Origin of the sequence: Pyrococcus horikoshii OT3 (assembly GCF_000011105.1) — an archaeon.
GTDB lineage: Archaea > Methanobacteriota_B > Thermococci > Thermococcales > Thermococcaceae > Pyrococcus > Pyrococcus horikoshii.
In genome coordinates, this window is the sequence record NC_000961.1 from 164,376 (window position 1) to 175,998 (window position 11,623).

The following is an 11,623-nucleotide window of genomic DNA, read 5'->3' on the forward strand; positions in this document are numbered from 1 at the left end:
TTATGGAAGAACCCATTGAGGAAAAGATCGAAAGGACAGTTGAGAGAGTCCCGACGGGAATAATAGATGAACTAATAAATGGAGGTATTCCTAGGGGAAGCGTCGTCTTAGTTATCGGTGACCCTAAAGCTGGTAAAAGCACCTTCTTAACTCAGTTCGTTTATAATCAGATAAAACTTGGTGTACCTGTCATAGGAGTTTTGGTTGACATATCTAAATACGAGTTCATAAGCAATGCCCTAGAGTTTGGATGGGAATTCACTCCATACTTAGATGATAAAATAATCCTTTTGGATGCTTACACTCAAAGGCTTAGGAAAGCTCCAAAGTTTTCATTCGAGGAAACTATAGTTGGGGATTTGAGCAATACCGTGAACCTGCTCGATGCGATTAAGGATACTACATTAAAGATATTATCAAGCGTTAAGACTGATGGAGTTGTCGGGTTCATATCTTCAATGACGCCGATATTTTTCGAGACTTCAAAGAAAGAAATTTATAAGTTCCTGGAAGATTTAAGGGAGTTTGCCCATAGGAATAGGCAGGTTTGGGTTTTAGAGATGAATTCTGGGATTGAGGAACCATACGTTGAGACAATGGTTAAGGCCATAGTGGATGGAATAATAGAGTTAAGGCTTGTTGAGGAAGGAAAGACCCTGAAGAGATATCTCAGAATATATGGAATGAGGAGAACAGCTCACAGATTGGATTGGATAGAGTATTCAATAACATCTCAAGGCATTAAGCTAATCCTGTAAAATAAAGTCAAACTATTTCTAATGCTTATAGTAAAATATTTAAGGAGTGCATGGCATATTCTAAATCATGAGGCGAGATGTTATTTACTTGCTCGCATCCTTGCTCTTCTTAATCCTCTCAAATTTTGCTTCAAACGTTGAACCAAAAAGTATCTTGGAAGCCTCAGAGGGAGATCTTGTGGAATTTTCTGGAGTTTGCGGGTACTCATCGGGAGACTTCAGCATATTAACCGATGGAAAAATTTCGATACCAGTTTATGAGGGCTTGGAGGTTGGTAAAGTTTACAAAATTGTTGGAGTCTATAGAAATGGTGGAATAAAGCCTAGAAAAATCGAGAATGGGAGTTTAGAACTTGAGATAATTCGAGGGGCATATTGGGTTGATTACTCTCCTTCGATACTTACCCCTAAAAGGGTTTACCTTAAATATGAGCTGGAGAACGTTTCTCCGGGAGATATAGTTGAGGTCAGGGGCGTGTTCTTCGGAAGTAAATTAGTTCCAGTTGAGTACAGAAAGTTAGGAAGAATTAGGGAAGCGAGAGATGGTTACCCTCTTGAAATCGAGGGTTTAGTGGTTAAAGGAGGAAATCCAGCTTATGTAATCTGGAATGACAAGAAAATAAAGGTTTACCTTAGGAACAATCAAACCTTAGTTAAGGGGGACTTCGTTAAACTAATTGGGATAGTTAGAGTTTATGGGAGCAAAATAACGATGTACGCTTACAACACTACGGTGATTAAAGATGAGGGAACTTCTAAATCTAATTGAAGGGGTGGCCTTTGGAACCTTAACGGGATTAACTCCCGGTCTCCACGTTAATTCTCTAAGCAGATTATCCTTGCCAATTCCCGTGTTATTCGTTATGGGCCTAGTTCATACTTTCCTGGACTCAATCCCCTCCGCTTTGTTTGGTGTTCCTGAGGCCGATGATACCGTCCCTTCTCTTTTACCTTCCCATAGGATGGTTATCCAGGGGAGATTTGGAGAATTAGTTAGGCTTTCGATCTCGGCTAGTATGCTCGCTTTAATACTATCAATATTGGCTTTACCTTTGTACACTCTAGTAGCTCCCCTTTATACGTATAAGTTTGGCATCCTCTTTGTTGCCGTGCTATCCCTACTTATAATAATGTTCCAGAGGAATAAGGTGGCCGCTTTGGCGATCTTCCTACTTTCAGGATTCTTGGGATTTATAACGTTTAGGTTACCTGTGCATGATCCCTTTTACCCTCTCTTTACCGGTTTATTTGCACTTCCCCTCCTTATTGAAGCTTACTTGAATCCTCCTAGTGAAGTTAAAATTGAAGATTCCGAGTTGAGAATTTCAAAGCTTAGGATAATAAAATTCTCGGCCTTGGGGACTTTCTTTGGAGCTTTGGCATCTTTATTACCAACCCTCACGGCTGGACAGTCTTCTCTCCTGGGCTCCAAGTTCACGGAGAATGATGAAGACTTCTTGACGATCGTATATTCAACGAATACAGCAGCTTACTCTTTTTCTCTTGTAAATTTGGCCCTAACTGGGAGAGCTAGAAATGGTGTCATGGTTGCCATAGGGGATGTATCCCTTAATGAGCTCCCCTATTTATACCTCCTGGCCCTCTCAGCGGGGATGATAGTTTTAAGCCTAGCACCCAAATTAGCCCTACTCATGGGTAAATTAGCCTTTAAAAGGTATAGACTTTCGATAATTTTAATTCTATCCTTCCTTTTCATACTTGGATACGTGTACAACGGGATAATTGGGGTAACGCTCATGCTCTCGGCGATGTTCCTTGGCTTCTTAGCTCCTATGTGGGGAGTTGCTAGGGTAACGTACATGGGTGTTCTCATGGTTCCCATTCTCGTGGAAACGATTATCTAGTCCAAGTCTTTAGAATTCTATGGGTGGTGAAGGATGGACGTTAATGAGCCGATAATGGCGGCCTTTCCAATTGCAAAGCGACTTTGGAATGCAATAGTTAATAAAAAAGGATTACCAGATCCCGAAGAGGTATCCAGGATAATCGAAGAGATAGGACTGAGAAATCTTTACAAGGATGAAGGAATAGCCCTGTTTAGGAATAGATACGTGGTAGCCCTCTTAATTCCCAGGAAGAACATGATTGTGATAGACTTCATTTCAGCAAGCGGAGAGCTCAGCGATGCTCTGGAACTCGTTGCATACTACGATAAGGAGATAGAGTGCTATGTGATAGAAATCATTCCGGCAAATGAGCTTGAATACGAGGAGAACCTTGGAATTGAACCTGTAATTATAGATGCTAAAACCTTTGAACTTAAGAGCTATCCCGTTTTAGGTGAATTTGAAGTTGGAAGGAAAGTGAAATTGAAGATCGATAGTTATACATTTAAACTTTGGAGAGAGAGCGGAAAGCTGAACGTGTGTCCAGTTTGTGGAGGAGAGCTTAGATGGAAAAAAGAGAAAGCAGTTTGCTTGGACTGTGGAATAGAGGTGATCATAAGTGAGGAACGTTAAATATAAGCTTATTTACTATTCAAAGTTAGCCCATCTTAAGGGTCTCACTGGCTCATTTGGGGGTAATATAAGCGTCAGGGTTGGTGAATATGTATTTATAAAAGGTACAGGCTCGGTAATGGGGGAGCTTACTCCTTCTCAAGTTTCGACCTTAACTTTGAATGGTGAAATACTCTCCTCCGTGAAACCTTCTTCAGAGTTCAGGCTTCATCTAGGTGTCTATAGAAATAGGGCGGATGTAAGGGCCGTAGTTCACCTTCATCCACCTTACTCCATAACCCTCTCAATTTTTGAGAAAGAGCTCCCTATGATAACTCCTGAAGCTGAGCTTTATCTCAAGAAGGTTCCAGTACTCCCATTTAAGCCCGCAGGGAGTGTGGAGCTAGCTCAACAAGTTTCCGAAGCAATGAAAGATTATGATGCCGTTATATTAGAGAGGCACGGTATTGTAACCGTTGGGAGAAGTCTTAGGGAAGCTTTCTACAGAGCGGAGCTTGTTGAGGAAGTTGCTAGACTCTGGTACCAAAAGTTTATAGCCCCAGAAAAGAAAGACTAAAGTAGGCGAGGGGGCTGGGGGCCCTCGGGGTGCTCCCGAGGAAGTTCCGCCCACCGCACCGGGGCCGCGGTGCCGCAAGGCACCTCCCGAGAGGGAGGGCAACGGCACAGAAACGACACGCCCCTCGGGGGATGTGGATGAAAGCGGTGAAGGCTCCTGGTGACGGGGGCCGAGTTAACCCGCAGACGATCCCGAGGGGATCGGTGAAACGGCCGTCCCGCGGGGTGCAAGGCCGAGTTAGGGCCGATGAGTTCCCGGTGTGAGGCCCGTGGTAGGCCGCTTAGTCGAATGCCCCCGTAGTACAGAAGGCGGGCTATAGCCCCCTCGCCTATAATCTTTATTAGGAAGTAACATCCTCCTATAAGTATGCCAAGGATAAATTTCATCTTTGGAGTTCACAATCATCAACCCTTGGGGAATTTTGAATGGATTATTAAGAGAGCGTATGAAAAAGCTTACAGACCCTTCCTGGAAACCCTTGAAGAGTATCCAAATATGAAGGTTGCGGTTCACATAAGCGGTGTTTTAGTTGAGTGGCTAGAGAGGAATAGGCCTGAATATATAGATCTGCTGAAATCCCTAATTAAGAAGGGTCAAGTTGAACTTGTGGTTGCAGGATTTTATGAGCCAATATTGGTTGCTATACCTGAGGAGGATAGGGTTGAGCAGATTAAGCTGTCAAAGGGATGGGCAAGAAAAATGGGTTATGAAGCCAGGGGACTTTGGTTAACTGAAAGGGTATGGGAGCCTGAACTTGTTAAGACACTGAGGGAAGCGGGTATTGAGTATGTAATCCTCGATGACTATCACTTTATGAGCGCTGGCCTCTCTAAGGAAGAGCTTTTTTGGCCCTATTACACTGAAAATGGAGGCGAAGCAATTGTTGTTTTCCCCATAGATGAGAAGCTAAGGTATTTAATCCCATTTAGACCCGTAAACGAAACTTTAGAGTACCTCCATTCATTAGCAGATGAAGATGAGAGCAAAGTTGCTGTATTCCATGATGACGGTGAGAAATTTGGAGCGTGGCCTGGTACCCACGAATTAGTCTATGAAAGGGGATGGTTGAAGGAGTTCTTTGATAGGATATCCAGCGATGACAAGATAAACTTGATGCTCTATTCTGAGTATCTAAGTAAATTTAGGCCAAAGGGTTTAGTTTATTTACCGATAGCTTCCTACTTTGAAATGAGTGAATGGTCGTTACCAGCAAGACAGGCAAAACTCTTCTTTGAGTTTATTAAGAAACTTAAGGAACTTAACCTCTTTGAAAAGTACAGGATATTCGTTAGGGGAGGAATCTGGAAGAATTTTCTCTACAAATATCCCGAAGGGAACTACATGCATAAGCGAATGCTAATGCTCAGTAAGCTTTTAAGGAATAATCCAACGGCCAGGATCTTTGTCCTTAGGGCCCAGTGTAACGATGCATACTGGCATGGTGTTTTTGGTGGAATCTACCTCCCCCATATAAGGCGAGCAGTGTGGAGGAATTTAATTAAGGCCCATAGCTATTTGGAACCGGAGAATAGGGTCTTTGATTTAGATTTTGATGGTGGAGAAGAGATCATGCTAGAAAACGAGAACTTTATTTTAGTTGTAAAGCCGCATTATGGAGGAGCTATCTTCGAAATGAGCTCTAAGAAAAAGTATGTAAACTACCTCGACGTGGTGGCTAGGAGGTGGGAGCATTATCATAGTTTGAAAGATATTCCTGAAGGGATGAAGAGAGAATTAAGCTATGACAAGTGGCCAAGGGGAATGCTTCAAGATCACTTTCTCTTACCCACCGAGGTCCTCGATAATTACATGCTCTCTAAGTATAGGGAGCTTGGAGATTTCTTGATGAGTTCCTATCACTATCAGATTGAGGATAAGCTGAGATTGTGGAGATCTGGTAAAGTTAAAGGGATAAGCGTTGAGGTAGAGAAAGTACTAAGGCTTAACAAAGATGGGTTTACCACGGAGTATAGGATAGTTTCTAAGGAAGAGCTGGGCCTAATGTTTGGAGTTGAAATTAACTTGGCTGTTCAGGGCACCGTGGAGTATCCAGCTGAGTTCATGTCTAAGGAGATAGAGGTCAAAGACATCTTTGGTAAAGTGAAAATCGAGAGTGAAAAAGAGGCAAAAATTTGGAAATTTCCAATAAAAACATTGAGCCAGAGCGAGTCAGGTTGGGATTTTGTTCAACAGGGAGTTAGCTATACCTTCCTGTATCCCATAGAGAAAATGCTCAATATTAAATTGAAGTTCAAAGAGAGTATGTGAAGCAATGTTTTTCCAGGAAATGTTTTTAGTCTTCTCATGCAATTTTATTTTTAAGAAGAGGTGATTGGGATGGCCGAAGTTAAGCTCATAAACATATGGAAGAGATTTGGGGATGTTACCGCGGTTAAGGATCTAAGCCTAGAAATAAAAGATGGGGAATTTTTGGTTCTCCTAGGCCCTAGTGGTTGCGGTAAAACAACGACGCTTAGAATGATAGCGGGACTGGAGGAGCCTACTAGGGGCCAAATATATATAGAGGATAACCTCGTGGCCGATCCCGAAAAGGGGGTTTTCGTACCTCCTAAGGAGAGAGATGTTGCAATGGTATTCCAGAGTTATGCCCTTTATCCTCACATGACAGTTTACGACAACATTGCATTTCCATTAAAGTTGAGGAAAGTGCCGAAGCAGGAGATAGATAAGAGGGTTAGGGAAGTTGCGGAGATGCTGGGCTTAACTGAATTACTCAATAGGAAGCCCAGAGAACTCTCCGGAGGTCAGAGGCAGAGGGTTGCGTTGGGAAGGGCAATAATAAGGAGGCCAAAGGTTTTCCTTATGGATGAACCTTTGAGTAATTTGGATGCCAAGCTAAGGGTTAAGATGCGTGCTGAATTGAAGAAGCTGCAGAGACAGCTCGGCGTTACCACCATCTACGTTACCCATGATCAGGTTGAGGCCATGACGATGGGTGATAGAATAGCCGTCATGAATAAGGGAGAGCTTCAACAAGTTGGGACCCCAGATGAAGTTTACTATAAGCCAGTTAATACCTTTGTTGCGGGCTTCATAGGAAGCCCACCAATGAACTTCCTTGATGCGACAATTACCGACGATGGATTTTTAGACTTCGGAGAATTCAAGCTAAAGCTCCTTCAGGATCAGTTTGAAGTTCTTGAAGAGGAAAATATGGTGGGTAAGGAAGTGATATTTGGCATAAGGCCCGAGGATGTACACGATGCATCCTTTACACATATTGACGTTCCTGAGGAGAACACGGTAAAAGCTACCGTGGACATAATAGAGAACCTTGGAGGGGAGAAGATAGTTCACCTAAGGAGAGGAAATATATCCTTTACAGCGAAATTTCCCAAGGAGTCAAAAGTTAGGGAGGGAGATGAAGTTAGTGTCGTGTTTGACATGAAGAAGATACACATCTTTAGGAAAGACACTGAAAAGGCCATCTTTTAAGTTCCGAGACTTTCCAGGAATTTTTTGTATTCCACCTTTACCTCCTCTTTTCTGAACTTTGGTACCGCATGTTTGAAGGGGTTAAATCTCATAACATCCCTCTCGTTAGTTCCTACGTACTTTGCTATTAGTCCTACCTTAGAGTGCAACGTTGAAGGGAGTCTTAGAATCCTCTTTAGATCAACGGTTACCCTCCCATCGAAGTATGACTTTGAGAACCTGGTGGAGAGTGCGAACAACTTCGCTAGGCTTTCGATTCCAACTCCCTGGGGAAAAGCTGCAAGAATAGCTTTCCTTACGAATTCTTCGTAAATTTCCTCTTTTGATTTAAGGATGCTCTTGGCAATGCTCTTCCTTATTCCAGCATTTATGAGGTGGGGAAGCTTAATCCTCAGTATAAAATAGCCAAATCTGAGCCTAAAAGCCCTTGGATATCCATGATTTAGAACGAACCATCCCCTCTTATTCAGGAGAAGTTTTCTGAACTCTTCAACATCCTCGATTTCACTAGCAGAAACAAATGACAAAATTCTTTCCCTGGACTTCGAATCTAGCTTGAGGGCCCATTCATCCAAAACTCTAATATGGTAACCCCTTCCAGAATATATGATATGTATGTCATTGAATCCTAACTCCTCCCTTAGTATTATTACGGTATCCCTCACTATCTCCTTAGCGTCGTTTAAGCAAATTGGACATACTGTTCCTGGCTCATGCTCGCACCTTCTTAACGGTAAGTCCTTAGCATCTATGTCAAAGACGAGTTCAGTCCCTAACCATCCCTCCATTTCCTGGGGCTTCTCATAAAGTGCAACGCTGGAATAAACGGCATAGGGGGCCGTGGCCCTTATGTAATCTTCGAGATCCCTAATGTCAGTATATTGGTTTTTCCTGTCACTAGGCCCCTCTCCCGAATGATCGAATCCAAATTCCCTTAACTCTAATGTCTTCACAATGAAATCTGGTATGTCCTTAACCTTCCATTCATTGGTGTAAAAGTTCTTTCTTTCCTCTCTTGTTACCTCTCTTAGGAGCATTCCTTCTTCCCTCCAGGTATAACCTCCTTAAATAATACGTCAATGGATTTCTGATGTATTTACAGTGCTTATCGGGAGTGCACAATTGTGGGGCGTTAGCCCTTATCTTTTCACAGTTTGGGGGAAAGTACCAGGTGGAATTTCCGCTGTCTTCGAGGCTAGGATTTGCTGTATATCCAAATCCGAGGTGGTACCAGATATTCTTGATCTCATTGGGTTGATCCTCAAATAATGGAGGTGAGCATCTATTTGCGGCTTCAATTATTATCGGTAAAATTTCCTCAGTTATTACTCTAATGTCCTTTATACAGTCTTTAACCCTAACGTTCCTCCTTGGTGGGTTTGGACAGATTCTTGCATAGCTCAAAAAGCTCGTCAATAATACGGTAATTGCATAGTTCCTAATTCCCTGAGGAACACCCTTTAGGGCGTTCTTAATACAAGGGGGAAAGAACTCCGGCCTTAGTTTTCCTCCTTGAATCTCTCCGAATTTTCTTCCAAACTCTTCCTCCGCAAAGGCTTGGATTTCACCCAGAACTTTCCTGTAGAATTCTGGGAGTTCATCTCTAATTTCGTAAAGCATGTTTACGCCCCTTTCCACATTCCTCTCAAAGGCTTTGCTCCATATCCTTATTAGATCTTCCCTCTTGAGGTACACACGCCCTTCGTATATGTAATAGTTCGCTAACTTTTCATCGGGAACTAGATCTAGGAAGTCAGAGATCTTCATTGTGTACTCTGGAATTTTACCGTAAACTCTTTCAATTTTCCTTACATCCTCTGTTGGAAATTCTATGGCGGTGCTCACATCAATGCTTATCTCCTCCGGCTTGATCTCCTTTTTTCTTTTTAGTCTCTCTGAATAAATAATTAAGTTCGCCTTTTTCACAAGTTCGAGTTCTATACCATAGGGTGAGTAGGATAGGGCCCCCAATAGGGCATAGAATTGAGCTAGATCCATTACGTTATCTTGATCTAAAAACTTGTCTATCAGTTTCTCATTTTTTACTACCCTAATCCTTTCTATCACATCGTCAACGCTAACTATTTTTGGAATTGCGTCCATAAAATCATTAATTGACCCGAATCCTTTTAGTAGTTCTTTAGCTTTTTCACTAAATGGGTCGAGCATGATCATCACTAAAGCTATCAAGATAAAATGTTAACGGAGGTGTGCAAAATGGGCACAAATAAAGCTTTTTTTACCAATGAAGTTCCAGAAGATAGATATATTGCCGCAGAGAAGATATCCTCACTAAAGAAGCCTGCAACTGTCATGATAATAGGTGATGTTGACACTGGAAAGACGACGTTGACGATATACCTTGCTAACGAGCTGATTTCAAGAGGGTTTAGGGTCTCGATAATTGATAGTGACGTTGGTCAAAAGAGTATCTTGCCCCCTGCAACGATAAGTCTAGCTTTCGTCGATACTCATTTTTCTTCCCTTGAAGACCTAACACCTTTTGCTCATTACTTTGTAGGAACTATAACTCCTAGCCAATTTTTTGGCGAAATGGTAATTGGTGTAATGAAATTAGCTGAGTTGGCTAAGAAGTTTTCAGACGTCGTGCTCATAGATACTACCGGCATGATATATGGCCCTGGGGTAGAACTGAAAAGGATGAAAATAGAGGCAATAAAGCCGGATCTAATACTCGCCCTGGAGAGGGAGAATGAGCTAACCCCGATAATTAAGGGATTTGAAGATATAACATTAAAGCTTAGGGTAAGTGATAAGGTTAAAGAATTCTCTAGGAGTGAAAGGAAAGAACTTAGAAGGGAGAAATGGAAGAGATATTTTGAAAATTCAAGGATTGTTACTTTCAATGTAAATGATATCTTGGTAACTGGAACCTCAATGTTCCAGGGAAAGCCCATTGAAGAAGGAGAAAAAAATTTGCTTGAGAGGCTTTTTAAGTGGCTCATCTTGCATGGTAGGAAGCTTGGTGAAAGGTACTTCGTGGTAAAGGTTGACACAAGTGAGGGACCGAGGGTTGTTGATAAAAACGTTGTCCGGTACTTTGATTTTTCTAAGCTTAGCAATTTACTTCTAGGTTTGCTAGATAAGGAAGGTTTTTGTCAAGGAGTTGGAATACTCAAGGCTATAAATTTTAGTGAGGGGAGGCTTGAAGTCTTAACTCCAGTTAAGGATATTTCAATAATCACAGAGATAAGATTTGGTAGGATCAGAGTTAGGGAAGATGGTGAGGAACTTGGGTTGCTAGATAGGGAGGTACTTTAATACTTAAGCAAAAGGTTTATTAAATATATGAAACCATTAAAGTTTGTAAATTTCAAGAAAGGTGTAGCACTATGACAAGAGAAAGAGTGGAATTGACTAACAGACAAATAGAATTGTTGAGGAAACTGTACAGGGAAGGGAAAACTATTGAAGTTCATACCGTGGAGAAAACACAGGATGAGCTTGCCCAGGAGCTTGGAATAACAAGGCAAGCCCTAAGTAATCATTTGAAGATTCTCAAAGAGCTTGGATACATAAGAACTGGAAGGGGATTCATAGACTTAACTGATAAGGCCCTTGAGCTTCTAGGTGAAAAGAGGGGTGATGTATTCATATTTGTAAAAATCGAGCCAACAAAAAGAAAGCAAGTCTACGATACTATAAGGAAGTTGAGGGTCAAAAAGATATATCGCGTGACCGGGGATATAGATCTAATAATAGAAGCGGATAAAAGCAAACTCGATGAGATTCTTGAGGAGATAGCCGCTTTGGATGGTGTTAAGGAGACGATTACACACGTCGTCCTTGGCGTTCTCTAATAACCTCAAAAATTCTATTTTTTAACCTCTCAATGTTATCTCCGAACTTTGCTGAGATTGGAATGAATACTTTATCAATTTCACTTAAGGGTACTTCAAATTTTTCTGCTAGAAAGTTAATTACTTCCTGAACATTCTTTATCTTATCCAGCTTATTCACGGCAACTATCGTTGGTATGTCTAACTCCCTTAGGAATTGATAAAATTCTACATCTATTGGTATCTCGCCTCTTTTTTCCCATCGCTTAATGATTTCTGGGGCCGCTTTTCCGTCGACAACTAATACTGCGACGTCAATATTTTTTGCATTATCCTCTATGAAGTGAACTATCTCATCTTTTATCCTTTCCTGGACTTCCTTCGGTAATCCCATCATGAACCCGAAGCCAGGCATGTCAATGATCTTGTGATTCTTCCACTCTATTTCAATTATTTTCCTAGTTACTCCTGGCCTTTTCCCCCTTCTAACTTTTTTCCCTGTTAATCTATAAATAAGGGTGCTCTTTCCAACGTTTGATCTACCTGCGAATATTATAGTTGCCATCGGAATCT

Annotated in this window: 12 protein-coding genes and 1 other RNA gene; 10 read left to right on the plus strand and 3 right to left on the minus strand. The window is 41.7% G+C overall.

Annotated elements, in window-relative coordinates:
- Positions 1-2: 2 nt before the first annotated feature.
- The 8 genes from PH_RS00850 (at position 3) to PH_RS00880 (ending at position 7,250) form a co-directional block, all read left to right on the plus strand.
- A complete protein-coding gene (locus tag PH_RS00850) occupies positions 3-758 on the plus strand; it encodes an RAD55 family ATPase (RefSeq protein WP_010884296.1) in 756 nt (251 codons plus the stop codon).
- A gap of 67 nt (positions 759-825) precedes the next feature.
- The gene (locus PH_RS00855; protein ID WP_010884297.1) at positions 826-1,527 is read left to right on the plus strand and encodes a hypothetical protein; all 702 of its coding nucleotides are present in this window, start codon (positions 826-828) and stop codon (positions 1,525-1,527) included.
- Positions 1,502-2,623, plus strand: a complete 1,122-nt coding sequence (locus PH_RS00860) for a tripartite tricarboxylate transporter permease (RefSeq protein ID WP_010884298.1) — start codon at positions 1,502-1,504, stop codon at positions 2,621-2,623. The genes PH_RS00855 and PH_RS00860 overlap by 26 nt, the downstream gene beginning before the upstream one ends.
- A gap of 33 nt (positions 2,624-2,656) precedes the next feature.
- On the plus strand, positions 2,657-3,238 hold the full coding sequence (locus PH_RS00865) for a membrane protein (protein WP_010884299.1): 582 nt from the start codon (positions 2,657-2,659) through the stop codon (positions 3,236-3,238).
- Positions 3,225-3,794 carry an aldolase gene (locus tag PH_RS00870; protein ID WP_010884300.1) on the plus strand — a complete coding sequence of 190 codons (570 nt, stop codon included), beginning with the start codon at positions 3,225-3,227 and terminating at the stop codon, positions 3,792-3,794. Before PH_RS00865 ends, PH_RS00870 begins: the two co-directional genes overlap by 14 nt.
- Before the next feature lie 5 nt (positions 3,795-3,799).
- Positions 3,800-4,122: RNase P RNA component (gene rnpB, locus PH_RS09510), an RNA gene on the plus strand.
- Between the two features lie 38 nt (positions 4,123-4,160).
- On the plus strand, positions 4,161-6,062 hold the full coding sequence (locus PH_RS00875) for an alpha-amylase/4-alpha-glucanotransferase domain-containing protein (RefSeq protein ID WP_010884302.1): 1,902 nt from the start codon (positions 4,161-4,163) through the stop codon (positions 6,060-6,062).
- A gap of 69 nt (positions 6,063-6,131) precedes the next feature.
- Positions 6,132-7,250, plus strand: coding sequence for an ABC transporter ATP-binding protein (locus PH_RS00880; protein ID WP_010884303.1), 1,119 nt, complete (start codon positions 6,132-6,134; stop codon positions 7,248-7,250).
- Here the strand turns inward: PH_RS00880 and priS are convergent.
- Both priS and priL read right to left on the minus strand, forming a co-directional pair.
- Positions 7,247-8,287 (minus strand): DNA primase catalytic subunit PriS, encoded by a 1,041-nt coding sequence (priS, locus tag PH_RS00885; RefSeq protein ID WP_010884304.1) that lies wholly within the window; start codon positions 8,285-8,287, stop codon positions 7,247-7,249. The genes PH_RS00880 and priS overlap by 4 nt on opposite strands.
- The gene (gene priL, locus PH_RS00890; protein ID WP_048053055.1) at positions 8,235-9,419 is read right to left on the minus strand and encodes a DNA primase large subunit PriL; all 1,185 of its coding nucleotides are present in this window, start codon (positions 9,417-9,419) and stop codon (positions 8,235-8,237) included. Before priL ends, priS begins: the two co-directional genes overlap by 53 nt.
- Before the next feature lie 48 nt (positions 9,420-9,467).
- Between priL and PH_RS00895 the strand changes: the two genes are divergently transcribed.
- Both PH_RS00895 and PH_RS00900 read left to right on the plus strand, forming a co-directional pair.
- Positions 9,468-10,532, plus strand: coding sequence for a Clp1/GlmU family protein (locus PH_RS00895; protein WP_048053056.1), 1,065 nt, complete (start codon positions 9,468-9,470; stop codon positions 10,530-10,532).
- Positions 10,533-10,603: 71 nt separating this feature from the next.
- On the plus strand, positions 10,604-11,071 hold the full coding sequence (locus PH_RS00900) for an Lrp/AsnC family transcriptional regulator (RefSeq protein WP_010884307.1): 468 nt from the start codon (positions 10,604-10,606) through the stop codon (positions 11,069-11,071).
- Here the strand turns inward: PH_RS00900 and engB are convergent.
- Positions 11,043-11,615 carry a GTP-binding protein EngB gene (gene engB, locus PH_RS00905; RefSeq protein ID WP_010884308.1) on the minus strand — a complete coding sequence of 191 codons (573 nt, stop codon included), beginning with the start codon at positions 11,613-11,615 and terminating at the stop codon, positions 11,043-11,045. The two genes, PH_RS00900 and engB, sit on opposite strands and share 29 nt — an antisense overlap.
- Between the last annotated feature and the right edge of the window lie 8 nt (positions 11,616-11,623).